The 20,847-nt window shown below is 36.4% G+C and carries 15 protein-coding genes; 1 reads left to right on the top strand and 14 read right to left on the bottom strand.

Translation table 11 applies throughout. The features are described 5' to 3' along the window. Positions 1-10: 10 nt before the first annotated feature. The 13 genes from IGM04_RS03075 to IGM04_RS03015 all read right to left on the bottom strand — a co-directional run bounded on the left by IGM04_RS03075 (position 11) and on the right by IGM04_RS03015 (position 17,729). The gene (locus IGM04_RS03075) at positions 11-1,273 is read right to left on the bottom strand and encodes a glycosyltransferase (RefSeq protein WP_002355764.1); all 1,263 of its coding nucleotides are present in this window, start codon (positions 1,271-1,273) and stop codon (positions 11-13) included. Then, a complete protein-coding gene (locus tag IGM04_RS03070; protein WP_086317689.1) occupies positions 1,270-2,853 on the bottom strand; it encodes a hypothetical protein in 1,584 nt (527 codons plus the stop codon). The genes IGM04_RS03075 and IGM04_RS03070 overlap by 4 nt, the downstream gene beginning before the upstream one ends. Then, a complete protein-coding gene (gene wsfD / locus IGM04_RS03065) occupies positions 2,843-4,363 on the bottom strand; it encodes a glycan biosynthesis hexose transferase WsfD (RefSeq protein WP_002385037.1) in 1,521 nt (506 codons plus the stop codon). The genes IGM04_RS03070 and wsfD overlap by 11 nt, the downstream gene beginning before the upstream one ends. A 13-nt stretch (positions 4,364-4,376) precedes the next feature. Further along, entirely contained in the window at positions 4,377-5,585 is a 1,209-nt protein-coding gene (locus IGM04_RS03060; protein ID WP_002390400.1) for a hypothetical protein, read from the bottom strand. An 81-nt stretch (positions 5,586-5,666) separates the two neighbouring features. Further along, entirely contained in the window at positions 5,667-6,596 is a 930-nt protein-coding gene (dnaI, locus tag IGM04_RS03055; protein WP_002355760.1) for a primosomal protein DnaI, read from the bottom strand. Then, on the bottom strand, positions 6,596-8,005 hold the full coding sequence (locus tag IGM04_RS03050; RefSeq protein WP_002409023.1) for a replication initiation and membrane attachment family protein: 1,410 nt from the start codon (positions 8,003-8,005) through the stop codon (positions 6,596-6,598). Before IGM04_RS03050 ends, dnaI begins: the two co-directional genes overlap by 1 nt. A gap of 15 nt (positions 8,006-8,020) precedes the next feature. After that, entirely contained in the window at positions 8,021-8,503 is a 483-nt protein-coding gene (gene nrdR / locus IGM04_RS03045) for a transcriptional regulator NrdR (RefSeq protein WP_002381296.1), read from the bottom strand. A gap of 179 nt (positions 8,504-8,682) precedes the next feature. After that, a complete protein-coding gene (gene coaE / locus IGM04_RS03040) occupies positions 8,683-9,282 on the bottom strand; it encodes a dephospho-CoA kinase (protein ID WP_002385031.1) in 600 nt (199 codons plus the stop codon). Beyond that, a complete protein-coding gene (gene mutM, locus IGM04_RS03035; protein ID WP_002355756.1) occupies positions 9,279-10,121 on the bottom strand; it encodes a DNA-formamidopyrimidine glycosylase in 843 nt (280 codons plus the stop codon). The genes coaE and mutM overlap by 4 nt, the downstream gene beginning before the upstream one ends. A 99-nt stretch (positions 10,122-10,220) precedes the next feature. Further along, the gene (gene polA / locus IGM04_RS03030; RefSeq protein ID WP_033595118.1) at positions 10,221-12,869 is read right to left on the bottom strand and encodes a DNA polymerase I; all 2,649 of its coding nucleotides are present in this window, start codon (positions 12,867-12,869) and stop codon (positions 10,221-10,223) included. Positions 12,870-13,056: 187 nt separating this feature from the next. Beyond that, on the bottom strand, positions 13,057-13,968 hold the full coding sequence (locus tag IGM04_RS03025; protein WP_086317688.1) for an aldo/keto reductase: 912 nt from the start codon (positions 13,966-13,968) through the stop codon (positions 13,057-13,059). Positions 13,969-14,036: 68 nt separating this feature from the next. Beyond that, complete coding sequence (locus IGM04_RS03020; protein WP_010825068.1) at positions 14,037-15,461, bottom strand: helix-turn-helix domain-containing protein; 1,425 nt, start codon at positions 15,459-15,461, stop codon at positions 14,037-14,039. A gap of 123 nt (positions 15,462-15,584) precedes the next feature. Next, complete coding sequence (locus tag IGM04_RS03015; protein ID WP_165481930.1) at positions 15,585-17,729, bottom strand: heavy metal translocating P-type ATPase; 2,145 nt, start codon at positions 17,727-17,729, stop codon at positions 15,585-15,587. 126 nt (positions 17,730-17,855) lie between these two features. Here IGM04_RS03015 and IGM04_RS03010 point away from each other — a divergent pair, with 126 nt between their 5' ends. After that, a complete protein-coding gene (locus IGM04_RS03010) occupies positions 17,856-18,554 on the top strand; it encodes a helix-turn-helix domain-containing protein (RefSeq protein WP_086317686.1) in 699 nt (232 codons plus the stop codon). Positions 18,555-18,623: 69 nt separating this feature from the next. Here the strand turns inward: IGM04_RS03010 and IGM04_RS03005 are convergent, their stop codons facing one another. After that, the gene (locus IGM04_RS03005) at positions 18,624-20,630 is read right to left on the bottom strand and encodes a KUP/HAK/KT family potassium transporter (RefSeq protein WP_002381294.1); all 2,007 of its coding nucleotides are present in this window, start codon (positions 20,628-20,630) and stop codon (positions 18,624-18,626) included. Positions 20,631-20,847 lie beyond the last annotated feature (217 nt).

Raw genomic sequence — 20,847 nt, 5'->3', positions numbered from 1 at the left:
CGTTTCCTCCTTATTTAAATCGTTCAGTTTTGTACCATTTTGTTTGTGTTTGTTTATGAAAAACATTTTCTTTAATATACATCACCATGCCATAAGCGGCGACTACTAGCCACATCTGACTGTATGTAATATACATCAAGGCAATAATTAAGATATTCTCTAAAGTCATTTCGCCTTTTTCGGTTGTAATACTGACAAAAGTACTGAAAATAAATAACAAAATCGCTAACAACCACAAGGAATTGCTAAATCCTTGTAGGGTCGTTGTTAAGTAACCAGACATTGATAAAACTAACATGATGTCTGACAAAACGAGCGATGTCATTAAGAGAAAATAAATGGACAAGAAATATAAAATATCAAAACGGATCCGACTCGCTTTAGGATTAAACAATAATTTAGCATTTTTAACAATGACATAAATATTGCCTTTGACCCATCGCGTCCGTTGTCGGAACCAAACTGACAAAGTTTGTGGCTCTTGCTCCCACGTCACTGCTTTTGGTTGAAACTTAATTTTATAGCCCATCATATAGATGCGGAAACTGATTTCTGTATCTTCGGCTAACGCTTTGTCATCCCAGCCGCCAATGGCTTCAATAATACTACGACGAACAATGAAATTTGTGCCAGGAATCGTGCATAACTTAAATAATTGAAAACGACCGGCTTGTGCCATCCATTGAAAGGCCAGTGTTTCGATATTAATAAAGCGTGTCAACAAGCTTGCATTGCGATTTCTCGTTCTAAATTTACCAATAACCGCGCCGTATTCCTCACTAGCGATTAACTCTCCAACTAAATAACGGAGTGCATTCGGTTCAGGTGTATTGTCCGCATCATAAATGGCAATCACGTCCCCCTTGGCTTGCTTGAAACCAATGTTTAAGGCATTAGACTTACCTTTCCCACCTGTTATATTGTCTGTATTAATAATCTGCAAATTTCGATTAACCGCCTTTTTTTGGACGTTCGCTAAAAGCTCAGCACTATTATCACTTGAGTTGTCATTAATCACAATAATTTCATAGCGATCTTGCGGATAATTAAAATTCAATAACGCTTCAACTGTTCGTACAATGACAATTCCTTCATTATGGGCCGGCACCATAATTGAAACAAACGGCGCGTCTTCGTCCTCTACAGGTGGTGGTGCGACAGGATCTGTTTTTAAATAATAAACATAGCCAAAAATAACTAAGAGAATATTTACAATTAGTAGACTCCAAATAATGATAGTTGCTGTTAACATTACAATGTCAGCAATGGTCATTTGTCTTCCTCCTTATTAATATATTTCGACCGATAATTCTTTCGTCCAATCATAAACAAAATAATCAGGATGATTAAAGTCAGCGTGACAACGCCAATCAAAATATTGTTTGTAATACTGAAAAAGAATGAAAATAAGCCTGTAAATCGTTGTTTTTCAACTGTTGAGGCCCCTGTATCAGCCAAACCATTGACAATTTGATTGTTTAAGAAGAACCGATTATTCCGAAATTCGATTTTCTGCGTTTGTGTTTGAACAGTGAAATGTTGATCCGCTTCTGAAACACTAAACACTATTGGTGCTTCCTTGACTTCTTGAATTAGATGATCCACTTCTTTTTTAGAATTTGGAAATGAAAAACTAATGGTGGTCGGCATTGGAAATCGATAGTCATTCGGATTATCTTTATCCGTCCATTCAATCCCCGATAAATAATCATACGGTAAATCAAACAAAGCATTCTTATAAGTGATTGATTCTCCCGTTTGGTTCCGATAAAAAACGCGTTCAATCGGCGGATTTTCTCTTAGAATCACTGTATCACTAATTGCTAGACCATCCTCTTGGTATTGAAGGTCTTGATTCCAGTATCCTGGAGCAGAAATGCCTACTGGATAGACATGTCTGTCGACCAATAAACTAATCTGCTGCTCCATCAATTGTTTCAAGGCACGTTGGTCATTTAAATCAACATTGTTAACGACCGGTGTTTCTAAGAAAATAACCCCCGTCGAAGCAAACGCACGTAACGCATTCGTAAATAGTTTATAAGGTAAAATCGTATTGTTTTGTGAAACGCTCGTACTGGATAAAATATAAGGATATGTGGTTTTAACTAATTCTTCTTGCAAATAGGTTGCCACAGACATATCTCTTAACGGGTTAAAATCAGAAATCGTCAAAAACGGCCGTGACATTTTTTCACTTTCCAGCCATTGACTAATTACGTCCAAGCTTTCTAAAAAAACAGCGCCTTTGCGTTCAAACATTGGTAGAAAAGCATGCCCATTCTCAATTACACCAAATGGATATTCTTCTGGTGCTAATTCTTGTGTTTTTAATCGACCAACTGTTTGACCTTGCGTATTTTCCAGCACAACTGATTGATCTTGAAAAGGCAATACTTGAGAAAAGCGGTTTTTTTCATCTTCTAACCGATATTGACGATGACTTAATTCTTTCCATGTACCGCTAAAATATTGTTTTTCATCGTCACGCATGTTTCGACCAATGTGTAATTGTTTACCTTTAAAATGAACTCGATCTGCTAGAAAATCAGAGGCAATAACGTCGGCTTGTTCAGGCCAATTCACCATAGAAATCAAACTGTCATAGCCATCATTTAGCAATTCGCCAGGCACATAATCTGACACCGCCACACTCTGAACTTCTACTCCAAAACTCGTCAACACTCGTTGTAAAGCATCCACATCATTTTCTTTTTTTCCAGCAATATTCAAGCTGTCATAGACAAGTAAGACATGTTTACTTGGTGCAGCCAGCGCCGGTTTGGCAAAGCCACAAAAAACGAAAAAGAGTAAGAAACCCACCCAGCCAATAAGATATTGTTTATTTTTCAATTCCCTCTACCTCCCCAATGACTTGTGGTGTTGTATCTTGCCACATTCGTTTACCAATAACATCAGAAACAATTTGTAACAAGAGAAAATCTAAAAATACTGAGACTAAAAACAAATGACGTACTAAGTCACTATCCCCATCAATAATAATTGTTGAAATGAAAACAACTAATAAATTAAGATAAATCCCTGTCATTAAAAAGAAGCGAAAAACTAATCTGGGTTCGTTTCTCTTGAGTCCTCTGTATAAACCAACGCCATATAAACCAAACAGAATCACGCCTAATAATAGATAGAAAGCAAAGTTTTTAGGGAAAAAACTGGCTTTAATACGGTTATACACCATAAAAAATTTAGATTGTTCCAGTGGTGCACGCCCTGTCGTTTTCTCAAAATTCCCCACATTATTAGGCTTTACTAAGTAAACATTTGGTACCGCTGAATTCAGTCCTTGCCATAATTCAGATGGATAATTTAAATAATTCAATAACACCCATCCAAAACTCGTTTTATCAAAAAAATCTTTTTTCATTTGTTCAGAAGTTGGTGACACAGGACTGTATTCTTCAAAGTAGGAACGTCCCTTTTGCAACCCATATTGCGGGTTGATTCCGCCCTCTGACATCCGTTTATCTGGAACCTTACTATCCTTCATTACACCGCGCGTCATACTGTGGTAGACATCACGTTCATAGATATCGTTAGGAACGATAAAAGCCGCTAACGTTGTAAAACCAATCAACGCAATTAAAAAGGCCGTCATTGACAATCGTTGGTAACGTTGTGACAAGTAGACAAAAAATCCTAATCCAGCAATAATTACGCCAATAATCAGCAAATATTCTTGGCGTGTTGTCCCTATTAAAAGTACTACTGCTTGTGCCAAGATAACCAAAACTATTCTTCTGAGCCAAGTTCGTGGTTTCGTCACCCGATAAAAATAGACTGAAAATGCTAAGACACTCACAGAAAGTAAAAAACTCGTCGCTTCTGTATAAAAGGAATTAAAATAAATCGTATAGGAGGTATCTCCCAAGATGAAAATAACCAACAAAGAGATAAGATAACTTTTTTTCAAAGACACGCCTTCGGTTAAGCCTCGTACCAGAATATAAATTGACACTAAAAAACAACTAAGATAAACGAAACCTAAGAAACGAATATCGAAAAGTGTTTGACTATAAAAAAGTTTATTAAGCCAAATGGCAATGGTGATGAAAAATTGTTGAGTGGAAACAAAGTGCGTCGTTGTTTCATTAAAATAACGCATAATTGAAAAGTCCTTAACAAAATAGGCCACATTGTCGTAGCTATCACCATTGACACGATAAAGACTATTTGAATTTAACACACGAAAATACTCGCCATTATCTCCCAAGCCATTAATCGGATAAACAAATAACAAAATGCTTGTCACTAACCCAATCCCTAAAACGGCCAAAAGACTTGGAGAAATATAACGACTCAACCATTCAAAAGCCGAGTTCATGTATTTTTTGATCTTTTCCATGCTTTCACCTCATCTAGAAATCATAGGCCAAAAGAGCCATTAAGTTATTATAGGAATAGACTTGTTTCGTAACTTTATCACCAAATCCTCCATAAATCGGACTGCTTGAATCCATAATTTGAAAATTATTAAGTACTGTAATTGCCGCACGATACAACTCTTTGTCATTTTCGGCAACACCAATTAAAGCCGCTATCGCATAACTAGCTGCAGATTGATTTTTATCCACGGGCGATCCATTTAAATCATACGAGTTAAAAAGCGTTCCTTGCTGAACTTGTTTTCGCACAAAATCAATACTAGTCTGCTTCGCCATACCCACTTCACTTAAATGGACAATCGTTAATAAAGATTCAATAATATTAAGTGTTCCGTTGTTTTCGTATTTATTTGTTTGATGATTAAACTTCGTTTGATAAAGAGGTAAATCATCAGAAATATAGCCATCGTCTATTAATTGGTAATGATACTGCAAGTAGTCTGCTGAAATCCCAAATTCTTTGTATAAATAACCCAGCGTAATTAAGTCAATATAAAACAAAGAAGTTTCTGAAGACTGTTGTTTTGATTTACTATCGTAAAAATCAATTAGAATATTATCTTTCATAGAGGTTTCCATAAAACTCTTGCCTAATTTTTTAATTTCTTGATCGTACTGATCTGTTTTAAAATGCCCCCCTGCTTCAATTAATGAACGAATGATCCGTAAATCATCAATCGAGGCATTGACATTGTATTTATTGCCTTGCTCGTCAATTCGGTAACTAAATTGGACGCCGTCGTAAAAGGTGTCTTTCGTCTGCTTGTAAAAATTATCAAAACGTCCCTGCGTATCAAAAGCTAAATTACGCAAATATAGACCCGAAGACTCACTTAGCAACTCATGTCCTGTGGCGACATCTTTGCGTTCAGCATCTGGTAAATAATTAGTTAAAAAACCGCCGTCTGTTTTGAGCCGGGTTTCAATAAAAAATTTCAACAAATCTTTGCGTTCAGCGGTTTCTTTTGTGTGAAATTCATGTTTTGTTAAAAAATGTTGTTTGTCTGTCGACATTAAGCGTTGAATTTTTGGATTCACTTTTTCCACCTCTACTTTATAGGATTTTTCTCTAAACAAAAGAAAATATCCTCCCAGAAGCACCACGAATACCCCAATAAAAATCCAAAGTTTTCTCTTCATTGTTACGCCTCTTTTCCTCACTTCTTTATTGTCAGTGTACACAAAAGTACTTGTTTTTGCGAAACTTACGCTACCTCTTCAAGCGCAAGAAAAAAAGCAATCCATAAAAATAAAAGGATTGCTTTAACCGTTTCGTCGATCATTTCCTGTCATCGTAATCTCTTTTGACAGATAACGCACACGTTCCATAATTCGTCTGGCTTTTAGCGGCTCTTGTTCTCCTCGTTGCGTCACGGTTAAATGCTCTTCTAAAGCTTTTAAATCTAGATTGGAAGAGAAAAAAGTAACTAATTGTTCTTGCATTCGGTATTGCAAGATTACGCTTAAAACGTCGTCACGAATCCAACTAGTCATGGATTCCGCACCAATGTCATCAATCATTAATATAGGGGATTTTTTTACTGCATCGAGCTTTTCACCAACTTGATCGCGACCAATGGCTTGCTTCATTTCTACTGTAAATGTTGGAAAATGAACAATTGTCGTAGTAAATCCACGTTCTGCTAAAGCATTAGCCATCGCACCTAATAAAAAAGATTTTCCTACACCGAAGGGGCCTTGTAAATAGAGCCCTTTATGAAATTCTTTTGGTGTCGCAGGATATTCTCTTAAAAATTGCATTGCTTCTGCTAACGCTTTGGCTCGACCTTGAGAAGATGGATCGAAATCTCGTAAATTTGCTTCTCGGACATCTTTTGGCATGTCCATTGCCCTTACTCGATTACGAATTTCTTCTTCCTTCTGACGGGCGATTAAATCAGCCGTTGGGACATACGTTACATCAATGTAATGAAAATTCAACATTAATCTTGGCTCATAGCCTGGGGCAATCATTGCCGGATCGTTTAATTGAAATTTCTTTTTTTCTTGAACAAATTCATACAGCTTAGCATAACTTTTACGAATATCTTCATCGGTTAAACGCTCTCGGTTTGCTTGTATAAAGGCTTGAACATCTTGATCTTTCAATACTTCGTTAACCAGTTCTTCATATCGTTCATTGATGTCACGCTTCTGGATAATTTTTGACATTTCTTTTCCTACGTCTTCCATCATTGGTCACCTCCTTGGTTTAAAAATTCTTGAATTTGTCGATCTAACTCGGCTTGTTCTTCTGGGGAAAGTTTTGTTTCATCGTTTGGCTGATCTGCCCATTCTGGCAATCGCTCTTGTCGAACAGTTTGGCGTTTCCCTGAATAATTTTGTTGTCGCTGTTTTTGTTTGGTTTGGCTTTGTTTTGCCAATTCTCTGACATGTTCAATTGCTTTTTCTGGTGAATGAATGCCACTTTGTCCCCATTCATTCGCAATTCGATTCACATACTCCGCTTTTAAAGTCGGTTGTTGTTGAATGTTGTAAACATAGTTAATCAAAATATTAATCACACTAGTCGGTAAGCCTGATTTAGCAACCAAATATTTCACTAATGAACGTTCTTGTGGTGTCGTATAGCCGCCTCGACTATTTTTTAAAGCTTCTAAATATTGAATAGGCGGATTCTTTTCACTATCCATAATCATTTGAATATCCAGTTCAGAAAAACCATTCATTTTTAATGCGTTATATCGATACGTTTGTTGCTCTTCCACCGTCAATTGTACTTGCTTGTTTGTCACTACGTTTGTTGGTTGTGGTTTTTTATCAGGATCAAACGCTTGATGAATCGTTCGCACTAATTCCTTAGGCAAAATTCGACTTGTATAATAGTCAAATGATTTCGAAGCAAAGTCTACCATATCTAACTCATTGATGCCATATAATTGATGAAAAACATAGACTTCTTCTTGAAAACTAGCCTCATCTTCAGGCAGTTGTAAACCTAAACGGTGCAAACCTTCCACAAAATAGTGCCAATCAAAAGAATCCGTTGATACAGAAATTTTCTTCGATTTTTCTTTTTGAGAAAAAGTTTCTTGAATCGTTGTCAATCGGTTCGCTTCGGAAACAATTTGTTCTTCTTTAAAGGCATAAACCTCTTGAAAGCTAGCGGAAACATTTTGATAGCCCTCTGTTTTAGTAGGATGCGGTTGGAACTTTTGCACTAATTGATCAAATTTCCGTTGTCCAACCCGATTAAATAACACTAAAGCTAACACTTCATCTTTAAAAAAACGAGCGGCTGTTTCAGGTGCTTTTAAATAATATAAATAACAATCTCCTAATTCCCGATCTGTTTTTTTATACGTTTCTAGCAACCCAATGCCTTCTAATTTGTAGCAAGCTTCTTCTAATTGTTGACAACTCAAGTCCAGCAAACTAATTAAATCTGCATGAAACAGCGAGCCATTCTCCTCTGAGTCTGTTGTTTCAGATAACAAAAGCCAATATAAACTAAACGCATTGGCGCCGACAATTGGTTGATATAAAAAGGTTAAAACCTCTTTCTCTTGATCAGAAAGCGGTGAATCAATAACCGCTTGAAAAATATTTTTTGGTTGGATTCTTTGCCGATTTCCTTTCAAAGAAAGACCTCCTTTTTAATTTTCTGAGTCAGGAGAAGAAGATTTTGCTTTGTCGACAATGTCCTGTAACTCTTTCAAAAACACGCTCATATCTTTGAATTGTCGATAAACACTCGCAAAGCGGATGTAGGCAATTTCATCTAGATTGACTAAATCTTCCATCACATATTCACCGATAAGCGTTGTAGAGACTTCATTTTCCCCTAAACTACGCACTCGATTTTCAACATTATCGACAATTTGAACCATTTGTTCCATAGCAACGGGTCTTTTTTCCGCAGAGCGAATGAGCCCACGCAAAATTTTATCACGATTAAATTCTTCACGATCCCCATTTTTCTTGATTACAAGTAATGGCGCCGCTTCAATTCTTTCAAATGTAGTGAACCGATAACTGCAATTTTCACATTCACGACGACGGCGAATTGCACGTCCATCATCTGCTTGACGGCTATCAATAACACGGGAATTATTATGATGACATCTTGGACAACGCATAACGTTCACCTCTTCTATTCTGTATAATTTTTGTTGCCTATATTATAACATGAAATTGCGCTATTACTAGGTCTTTAGAACTGGTTCTTAGTTGAATCTTTGCCATTCTTTAATAAAAACAAAGACTTTCACTGTTTTTTCTGAAATTTTCAAAACATTTTACGCCATTTAAAAAATATTCACTTCTTTCCAGTTTGTTCCTCTAGCCACTTCTTCACTTGTTGTTCCGTTTCTTCTCTAGTTCCTTGATTATCAAACACGATATCTGCTCGTTCTTTTTTCATTTCAATCGGCCATTGGCTAGCAATTCGTTGTTGCGCTTCTTCTTCTGTTAATTGGTTTCGGGCCATCAGACGCTCTTTTTGAATCTTTTCTGGTACATATACCACAGCAACTTGATCCATAATCGCCTCATAATGAGCTTCATAAAGCAGAGGAATATCAACAATAACCAGGGCGGCTTTCTTTTTAGCTTCTTCAATTTGACGTAAAATTTCTTTTCTTAAAAAAGGTTTCAGCGTTTCATTTAACAGCTCTCTTTTTTGAGGACTAGCGAAAATTAATTGTCCTAATTTTTTCCGATCCAATTCACCAGTTGTTAATACTATTTCTGGTCCGAAAGTTTCAACGATTGCGGCTAAGGCTGGTTGCCCTTTTGCAACAATTTCGCGGGCGATAATGTCGCCGTCAACAATTGGATAACCCGCTTTTTTAAAAAGAGCAACAACCGTACTTTTACCTGTCGCAATCCCTCCTGTAATGCCTAAAACTTTTGTCATTTCAATCGACGACCTTTCAATTGTTGGCATTGTGGACAATAATGCGTACCACGTTGTGCCACTTTTGTTTTAACAATTGGCGTACCACAACGATTGCAAGGTAAGCCTGTTTGCCCATAGACATTCAACGCTACTTGAAAAGTCCCTGCTTCTCCTAACGCGTTTAGATAGGTTCGGATGGTGGTTCCACCTGCTTCAACAGCGCGTGCCAAGACGTCAATGATTGCTTGATACAACGTAGCAACTTCCGCAGGTTTTAAGGAATCTGCTGGTTGTTCTGGATGGATTTGCGCTTGCCAAAGTGCTTCATCTACATAAATATTCCCCAAACCCGTCACTAGCTTTTGATCTAACAGCAATGGCTTAATTGCTTTATGATGCTTTTTCAAGCCTTGTTGAAAAGTAGCTAATTGGAAAACGTCTGGTGTTGGCTCTGGCCCCAAAGCTAAAATCCCTTTATATTGATGACCTTGATTCTTAGGAACCAATGTCATACGCCCAAATTTCCGTACATCTAAATAACGTAATTGCGTGCCATCTGTAAAAGTAAACATTACATGGGTATGTTTGGCAATTTCATCATCAGCCTGATGAAACTCATATTTTCCTTCCATCCGTAAGTGAGAAATCATATCATTATCAGACAATTTAAAAATCAGAAATTTTCCTCTTCGCTCAATCCCTTCAATCGTTTGACCAGCTAATTGACCTTGAAATACATCAACTTCTGGTGATTCAATAATTCTTGGCCAAAAAACAATGACTTCTTGAATGGTTTTTCCTACAACAAGTTTTTCAAGTCCTTTTCGCACTGTTTCTACTTCTGGTAATTCTGGCATTATTTTTGCTCCTTTATATAAAGAGGTCTGAACGCTTAGATATCAACGTCCAGATCCTACTTATCCTTATTTTATTCATCGTTCTTAATGGGTAAGCTATTATTTTGCTTCATACCATGTTTTTCCCCAACTGCTATCGGTGATAAGTGGCACATGTAAGGAAACTGCGTGCTCCATCACTTCTTTGACGAGTTGATTTAATTGTTCTAATTCTGATTCTGGTACTTCAAAAACTAATTCATCGTGCACTTGTAATAACATTGTCGCTTGTAATTTTTCTTCTTTTAAACGACGCGCCATTTCAATCATCGCAATTTTTAAAATATCTGCGGCACTTCCCTGAATCGGTGTATTAATCGCTGTACGTTCAGCGAACGAACGTAGATTAAAGTTTCTTGAATTAATATCACTTAAATAACGACGGCGATGATACAATGTTTCCACATAGCCTTTGTCTTTGGCATCGCGGACAATCTCTTCCATATACTGTTTCACGCCTGGATATTTTTCAAAATAGGTGTCAATATATTGTTGCGCTTGCTTTCTAGTAATGCCTAAGTTTTGGGACAAGCCATAATCACTGATACCATAGACAATTCCAAAATTCACCGCTTTAGCTTGACGACGCATGTTAGGTGTGACATCTTCTGCTTTTTCAACACCGAAAACTCGCATTGCAGTGCTGGCATGGATATCTTGTCCTTCCACAAACGCTTCTTTTAAATGCTCATCATTAGAAATATGTGCGAGCACACGTAACTCAATTTGAGAGTAATCAGAAGAGAAAATCAACCAATTATCCTCTCTTGGTACGAAGGCTTCTCTAATTTTTCGGCCTTCTTCTAAACGGATAGGAATGTTTTGTAAATTGGGATCTACTGAGCTTAACCGTCCTGTTTGGGTCAGTGTTTGTACATACCGAGTATGAATTTTATTATCTGGCTGAATTACTTTTAAGAGTCCTTCAACATAGGTTGATTGAATTTTGGCAATTTGACGATAAGTTAAAATATCTGCCACAATTGGTGCTTGTTCTTTTAGTTGTTCTAAAACATCCACCGCTGTTGAATAACCAGTTTTCGTCTTTTTGATCACAGGTAAGCCCATTTTTTCAAATAAAATAACGCCTAATTGTTTAGGTGAGTTTAAATTAAATTCTTCGCCAGCTTCTGCATAGATTTTTTCTTCGATTTCTTTCAAGCGTTCTGAAAATTCTACTTGCATTTCTTTTAAGCGCGTGGCATCAACACGGATCCCAGTTATTTCCATATCACCTAAAATACGAGAAAGTGGTAATTCCATTTTATAGAATAAATCAGCTTGATTCTTTTCTGTTAATTCGCTATCTAATTTGCTTGTTAAAAATTGAATTGCTTTAATCTTACGTGCTAAGTGACCAAAGAAAACTTCTTCGTCCTCTGGCAAGCCTTTTTTGGCCCCTTTTCCATAAATGGCTTCATCAGATTGAATCGCATCATATCCGTAATGTTGTGCTACGCCTTCAATATCCGCGTTATTATCATTGGTATCAAGTAAATAAGCAGCCAATAAAACATCAAAGGCAATGCCTGTCATTTTTCCTACATAGCGATTTAACGCAACGTACGTCCGTTTTGCATCATAGACATTTTTTTTACGTGTCTCATCCATCAACCAGTCGATAAATGGCTGACTTTCAAAAACAGCTAAATTATTCGTGGTATAAATCTTCTTGTTATTGCCCCAAGCAAGGCCGACAATCGGTGACGTATGATAGTTATCTTCCATCATCTCAACATAAAGAGCCATATCGTCTGTAAACATTTCATTGGTTAACTGATCTTCAACTACTTCAAATAAAATATCTTCCATTTCAACAGGTTCTTCTGTAATGTCCAACTTAGCTAAAAATTGTTTAAAGTCCATTTCTTTATAAAAAGGAACCAATTTTTCTAAGTTTTTTCCTTCATATGCCAATTCTTCCACATTGACTTCGACTGGTGCATTGACTTCAATTGTCGCTAAACGTTTAGAAAGAAAGGCTTGCTCTTTATCATTAATCAAGTTTTCTTTCATTTTGCTTTTTTTCATTTCATCAATATTCTCATAAACCCCTTCAACTGAGCCATATTGTTTTAACAGCTTAATCGCGGTTTTCTCACCGATTTTCGTTACACCTGGAATGTTATCCGACGTGTCGCCAGCCAACCCTTTCATATCAATAATTTGCTTAGGCGTTAACCCATCATATTTTTCAGCAATATGCTCAGGCGTATATGATTCAATATCGCTAACTCCTTTAACAGTGATATCTACTTTGACAGTGTCCGTCGCTAATTGTGTCAAATCTCGGTCCCCTGATAACACGACAACATCAAATTCATCTTTATCAACTTTGTTGGCTAATGTACCAATAATATCATCTGCTTCATAGTTAGGTAGTTCATAATATTTTACGCCTAAACCTTCTAAAAGTTCACGAATATACGGCATTTGTTCTTTAAATTCCCCAGGTGTTTTTGAACGTCCGGCTTTATATTCTGAATAAAATTCTGTTCTGAATGTGGTTTTCCCTGCATCAAAAGCGACTAAAACATGAGTAGGCATTTCTTTTTGCATTACATTTTCAAACATATTGTTAAATGCATAAATAGCATTTGTATGCAAGCCGTTCTTATTTTTGAATCGTTCTAATGAGTTATGTAGCGCAAAAAATGCACGAAAGGCTACACTGTTTCCATCAACGAGTAATAATTTTTTTTTGGTCATTTTTTTCCCCTCATCTTTAGCAAACTAGTTTCCTTTCTATTTTAACAAAAAACTACAGAATTTGCAGTAGACGGCGATTGCAGAATGAAAGAAAAAGGTATTTGACATAGTTCCTTAGTGACAACTATATCAAATACCAAAATCAATCAGCAATACACGCTGGATCTTCACAAGTATGAGAATCTTTTTACGGCAAAACATTTCCCGCTGCACGATAAATATCGTACCAATCTTCGCGACTAATCACAATGTCTGCTGCTTTAGCAATTTCTTCAATTCTACCAAGATTCATACTTCCTGCGATGACTTGCATATTAGCAGGGTGGCGCAGAATCCAGCTGCTGGCTAAGCTAGTTGGCGTTGTTTGATATTTTTCAGCCAATTCGCTTAATTTTTGATTTAACTCAGGGAATTTTTCATTTCCAATAAAGACACCTTCAAAATAACCATATTGGTACGGTGACCATGCTTGAATAGTCATTTGTTTCAACCGTGAATAATCTAAAATACCATGATCATAATCAATGCTTCCTGATATTTCCATATTTGTTTGTAAGCCTTGATTCACCATGCCAGTATGCTTGATGCCAAATTGTAATTGATTAGCTAATAATGGTTGTTTAACAGCTGTTTTTAAAAGTTCAATTTGTCCTGGCGTTTGGTTACTTACACCAAAATAGCGAACTTTCCCTTGTTTTTCTAATAAATGAAAAGCTTCAGCTACTTCTTCTGGTTCCACTAAAGTATCTGGACGATGCAACAATAATGCATCGACTGAATCTACACCTAAACGCTGTAAACTCCCTTCGACCGCTTCTAAAATATGTGCTTTCGAAAAGTCAAAAAAGCCTTGACGAATTCCACATTTTGTTTGTATAAAAATATCTTCACGACGAATGGTACTTTCTTTTAAGGCCTTACCAAAAATGGTTTCGCAGTCGCCGCCACCATAAATGTCGGCGTGATCAAAAAATGTAATGCCATGATCATAAGCAGTTTCAATTACCTGTTGAGGATTTTCAGCACCATTTAAGCGCATACATCCTAAGATAACCGAAGAAACTGTTTCGTCACTTGTACCAAATTGCAGTTGTTTCATTTTAATATCCTCCTCATCCATTCCTCTTACTTCTTCATTTTAACACTATTTAGACAAAATTGGACTTCTTACGGTAGATTCGCTTCGACTTTTTCAAAAAAAGCAGGAGATAATTCCTCTGGCAAATAAACCACTGTCTTAGAAGAAAGCGCTACGTTCATCTGAAACAAATGATTGACAATTAAGAGGTGTGCTTGGTGAAGTTGATACGTTGGTTTTCCATGAATAATTGTAATATTCTTTTTTTCACTGAAATAGCTTTTTATAGATTGCCCCAACGCTCGTTCCTTTTCTGGAGGAAAGTCCGTCAATAGGCAAATAATATATTTTTTTTCATATAAAATCGGGTTAAATAAATCTAGGATGTGATAAAAATAGCAACTCGTCAATTCCCGTTCTTTTACTGAAGTAAAGACTGGATATAGGCGTTTTAAAAGCCTAATAAGTTTTTGTAATCTGTGCCAGGTTTGTTGATAACGAGCAGCGAGTGTTTGTTCCTGTTTATGAGCTGGCAACCATGCTTGTCCGTCTAATAAACTATTCATATGCGTACTTAAAAATCGACATAAATGAATTTCTTGATAATTAAAATGATGTTGTGTAAAATTTCTCCTAATTTCTTTCATAATAAAAATAGCTGTTTTTAAGCATAAACTTTCTATTTTCATTTGCTCATGAATAAAATACTTTCGCGCTCTCTTGCCAAAACAACCACCAAAATGTGCTTCAAGAATCACAAATAACGCTTTTTGTTCTTTAAGAGACATAAAAGAAGTGCTCAACACTTCCACACGAAATAAATAAAAAAAAGCACTTGTTTGTTGAAATAAATTAGCATTTGGCACTGAAATTTCATGCCCGCCTCTATATCGTTTCTCCCAAATATAAATTAGCCAACTAAGATGATTCTGTTGTGCTACATTTAAATCCAACTCAAAAAAGGTAATGATTTTCCGAGTCATTTCTCTGTTTTCTTCCAGACAGCTTTCTTGAAAAAACAAATAAAAACAAAGGATTAACTGTCGAATTTGCCATTCATTGCCAGTTAAATCGTAATGTTTTTGACGTACAATAATATCAAAATTAACTAGCCAACGTCGAATATTAGAAAGTTTCTTCCGAAGAGTTGATTCCTGTAATCCCAATACCTGGGTCAATTGCGCATAATTGATTCGCTCTTCAATTAGACAACGTAAAATATAAAATTCGGGAATAAAATAACAAAATTTTTGTCTAAATCGAGCCAAGCCACAAACGCATAATTCACGATATTTTACAATTCCTTTGGTCGTTGTATAAATCTTACAAAGTCCTTCTATCTTAAACGTTTCCTGCTTTTTTTCAAAACGTTGAATGTAACAATGGATGGTTTTGTCGCTCACCTTTAGTTTTTCTGCAGCCATCAAAACAGAAAATGTCTGCTCTTGTTGCAGTAAATCCAACAATTCCAACATATTTTTATGTTCAAAAGACAATAATTCCTTGAAATCCATATATCGTCCCCTTTCACTCCCTTGTTATAAGAATACGTCAAATAAGGCAAAAATTTTTTTAAGAAGAAAAAAATAGAGAACAAAAAGTATTGATTACTTTCCGCTCTCTACAATTATATCGAATTATTTTTTTGAAATATGCAACGTCATAGCATTTGCTGCTACAATAATTGTACTTAATGACATCAAGACAGCACCTACAGCTGGATTTAAAACAATCCCAATTGGTGCAAGAACCCCAGCCGCTAAAGGAATGGCGACAATATTGTACCCAGCTCCCCACCAAAGATTTTGGATCATTTTACGTCGTGTTTGTTTGGCTAAATCTAAGAACCTTAAAATATCTTTAGGATCACTATCCGTCAGTACAACATCTGCCGAATCAATCGCTACATCTGTACCAGCGCCTATCGCAATGCCGATTGAAGCACGGGCTAAACTTGGTGCATCGTTAATACCGTCTCCTACCATCATGACCTGATGTCCCTCAGTAAGATATTGTTGCACAATTTTTTCTTTATCTTCTGGTAAGAGCTCTGCGTAGTATTCCTTCATTCCTAAATAATTAGCAACTGCACTGGCAGCTGTTTGATTATCCCCTGTTAACATGACTGGCGTAATTCCTTGCGCTTGTAACTCTGCAATAAATGTTTTAGCTTCTGGTTTGACTTTATCTCCTAAAGCAAGCAGTGCGACTAATTGACCAGCGATGATTAAATAGCTCAAGGTATTTCCTTGCTCTTGATAGTTTGTTTTAATCGTTTCATCGAAGGTTAACTGTAACCGTGCAACTTCTTTTTCATTGACTATTTTGACTTCTTGGTTTTGAACAGTAGCAACCAGTCCTACGCCTGATAAAGCTTGCAGATTATGGGCTTCATAAGGTTGAACGGCTTGTTTATTTAAATAGTTCATGATCCCAATTGCCAACGGATGATTTGCATCTTTTTCCAATGCCCCAATATATTTAAGTGCTTCTTCTCTAGTAAACTGCTTACTCATTAATTCTAAGCCAGTAACTGTAAATTGTCCTTCTGTTAAAGTTCCAGTTTTATCCAGCAACACATATTCAACCTTATTGGCTTGTTCTAATGCATTCCGATTTTTTAAAAGTAAGCCATTTTTAGCAGCAATGGAGGTACTTCTAGCAATCACTAAAGGAATTGCTAAGCCTAACGCATGGGGACAGGCAATAATAAAAACTGTAACCATTCGTTCAAATGCTAGAGACAAATCTTTCGTTACGAGTAACCAACCGATAAATGCTAACACACCTACGAATAAGGCAATATAGAATAACCACTTGGCTACACGGTCTGAAATAGATTCTAGTTTTGATTTTTCCGATTGCGCTTGTTTAACCATCTCCATAACTTTTGACAGGTAACTATTTTCACCCGTGCCAGTTACCGAAATTTCAATCATTCCGTTGCCATTGACAGCTCCACCAATCACGGAGTCACCAATGTTTTTTTCTACTGTTTTTGATTCCCCTGTAACCATCGATTCGTCGACTGTTGTGCTTCCTTTCAAAATTTTACCATCTGTCGGAATTTTATCTCCCGAACGAACAATCAAGCGATCACCTTCTTGGACATCTTGCAAAGGAATTTCTTCTTCCCCATGTTCAGTCATTCGCTTGACTGTGTCAGGCAACAGTTCAGCCATTTTTTTCAAGGCATCACCAGCATTAGAAATAGCATTCATTTCAATCCAATGGCCTAAAAGCATAATAACAATCAGAGTGGCTAATTCCCAGAAAAAGTCCATCACGTGGGCCTGATTCGTAAAATGATTCATGTAAAACGCATATAGGCTGTAAAAATATGATACCGAAATCCCCATCGCAATTAACGTCATCATTGCTGGACTCTTTTGCTGTAATTCCATTTTAGCGCCACTTAAAAATGGTTGTCCACCATAAAAAAATAGCACAGTTGCTAAAATTAAGACCAACCAATCAGAACCTGGAAAAGTAAATTGAAAAGGTAATTGAAAACCCATCATTGGTGAAAGAACAATAATCGGAATAGCTAAAATCAATGACAGCCAGAATTTTTGTTTAAAATTCCCCATATGCATTGAATGGTCCATTCCCTTCATTCCTTCATGTTGGTGTGACATAGCCATTTGTTCATGCGCCATATCATGATTCATGTGATTCATTTTATCGTGGGACATTGTTGGCTGTTTTTCCTGGTGTTGTTCATGATTATGTTTTGCTGACATATGATCCCTTCTCTTCTTAAGTATTTTCATCTTAAGCATAGCACAAGATGAAAATTGTTAGAAATAATTACTTTTTTTAGTTTAGAAAAAAAAAAGAGCCGAATTTTGCGTATGTATATTTTAAGAACACCTTATCCTCATATTTATTACAAAAGGAGTGTTTCAATGAAAATTACTACAAAGCAAGTCGGGGCGCGCATGCGTGAAGCTCGAAAAAAGAAGAAGTACACTTTACGTTATTTAGCCAATAAAATTGGTTTATCTAGTGGAAGTACAATTAGTAACTGGGAATTAGGTTTGAATTTACCCAATAAACGATACTTAAAAAAAATCGCTAAAGCCTGTGACACAACAGTAGATTGGCTACTTTATGGTGATTTCGATCGATTTGTGCGCCAGCTATTAAAAGAAAATTTTCAAAATAAACAACTGCTAAAACCACCTTTTTTTACTCAGTTGATGGGACGTTTATCTGAAGAACAGCTATCCTATCACGATTCCTTAAAAATTATGATTCAAGCGCAAAAGTTACAGCAGTCCTTTTATGCTTTTCCTTTAACAGTAGAAGCCCCCTCTCATTCCCAAGAGAGTATTTCTATTTATGAACCAACAACTGCAGAAGAACAGTCTGACCAATCTTATTATCATCCGTTTATTTTGTCAGAACTCCATGAATTATTTACACATTCTCAAAATCCAGAATTGGATTATTCTCTGATTATCGCTTTTCTTCCTTTGTTAAAAGTAGATCAATTAACTGAACCTCAAAAAGAAGTCTTACTGGCCATCTTTAAGCGGATGAATTCCTTTAAAGACCAAACGTTTTTAAATGAATTCTTTGTGGAATTACAGTATTTACTCTGATTCTACAAAAAAGATTGAGCCATGTATCTCAAGGACTTAGGCTCAATCTTTTAGTTAAATTTCTTCTATTTATGAACGATTCTTTCGTTCGACTAAGTGCGTTTTCCGTTGTGGGCCAATGATTAAAGGAACGGATTCATATTTGACTTCACTGTATTCCAAGCCAAACCAACTTTCAGGAGAGGTAGTTAAGTTTTTGATAGCTAATTTTGCCTGCATAATTTGTCGATCCCATTTTTTCAGTTCAGAAACGTTAGATAATTCTTCTTGAATTAATACAAATTGGAAATCGCCAACTTCTCTCCCTGGCGTTAATGAATAACGTTGTGGCTGTTTTGGCAAGCGCCCTGTTTTCATCAAGTCATGAACAATTTGTCTTAAATATACATTCACTTCTTGAGAAATATGGAAGCCTAAATATAGCTGAACTTGCACAATAAAATCAGTTCCTAGCATGTCAACAGAATACTCTTGAGTAAAGGGTTCATCTGTTACCTGAACATTAACAAACCAATAAACATTCGCTCGTTTTGGTTGTTTGTCTAAAATCGAATAAATAATATTACGATTAATTTCGCCGTCCACTCGATCAGAGGTTAAAAAGACCACGTTGGTTTGATACATAGGTACAGATGTATCTTCTTTCAAAGCTTTAAGTTGTGGTACATATTTTTCCAACGACACTTGTTCCGCCGTTGCTTCTTTAATCTCGTTGCCGCGTTCCCAAATAATCATGATGCATAACAAGAAGACTGCCATTCCCACAGCAACATATCCACCATGGAAAAACTTCGCAGCACTTGAAAAGAAAAAGACAACTTCAATGGCAGCAAAGAACAAGGAAATTAGATACGCAGACCAAGCTGGAATTTTATCCAAAAGATAAAACAACAATAAAATGGTTGTCATTAACATCGTAATCGTAATCGATAGACCATACGCAGCTTCCATGTGTGTCGATGTTCTAAAAGCCAGCACGATTGCTGAACAAGCTAACCACAAAATTAAATTTACCGCTGGAATATACATTTGACCGATATTGCTCCCAGGATAAATAATTTTAAGTCTTGGTAATAACTTCAATTTAATCGCTTCAGAAACTAAAGTATACGAACCTGATATTAACGCTTGCGAAGCAATCACTGCGGCGATTGTTGCAAAAACAACGCCAAATACGAGAATACCTCGTGGAATCATTTGGAAAAATGGGTTAATTTCAGCTAATGCCTGCATTTCAGGGTTTTCTTTGACCGTTAACAACCACGCAGCTTGCCCTAAATAATTAAGAATCAAACAAATCTTAATATACGGCCAGCTAATGCGGATATTCATTTTTCCTACATGCCCTAAATCAGAATATAAAGCTTCAGCACCAGTTGTAGCCAAGAAAATATTCCCTAAAATAAATAGACCTAATTTATTTTCTGGACTGACTAGTAATTGCAAAGCATAATATGGATTTAATGCACGAATAACCGTCCAATCTTGGCTAAAATTCATTAAACCAATGATGCCTAAAAAAGTAAACCACAAGAACATAATCGGCCCAAAAGCTTTCCCGACCAATTCTGTTCCAAATCGTTGAACAGAAAAAAGAATTAAAATAATCGTCAACGTAATAACCACTATAATCGTTTGGTCATTGCCAAAACGTTCAAAAAATGCTGGAATCCCCCGTAAGCCTTCAATCGCTGTCGTCACTGTCACAGCTGGGGTCAAAACGCCATCAGCCAGTAAAGCGGCTCCTCCAATCATTGCGGGAATAATCAAATACTTACTTTTTTTACGAACCAATGTATAAAGAGAGAAAATCCCACCTTCTCCATGGTTATCAGCATTTAAAGCAATAACAACATATTTAATCGTGGTTAAGATAGTCAATGTCCAAAAAATTAATGAGACCGAACCTAAAATAAACGATTCAGAGACCCGTGCCAAGCCACCATTATCTCCTACAATGGCTTTCATTACATATAAAGGGCTCGTTCCAATATCTCCATAGACAACGCCCATGGCAACTAAGATCCCTGCCATCGTAAATTTCCGACGATCAAACCCCTCTGCTTTGTGTAACACAATACTTTCCTCCTACAAAAGAAATGACTTCGTTTAGTTTAACCAACAGCTCCATAAAAACTTTTAAAACTCTTTATTATATAACGTTTTATATATCTTTTTCATTAGTCAAAAAGCGCTTTTTGACTAACGATGCTACTCACTATAATACGTTTTAAATCGTTTAGCAAGTCTTTTTATTAGAGAATGTTCATCTTAGATAAGAAACCCACCTATT

Source organism: Enterococcus sp. DIV2385 (assembly GCF_051711925.1).
Taxonomy (GTDB): Bacteria; Bacillota; Bacilli; order Lactobacillales; family Enterococcaceae; genus Enterococcus; species Enterococcus faecalis.
Note: the sequence above shows the minus strand (reverse complement) of the source record. Positions and strands in the feature narration are given on the sequence as shown.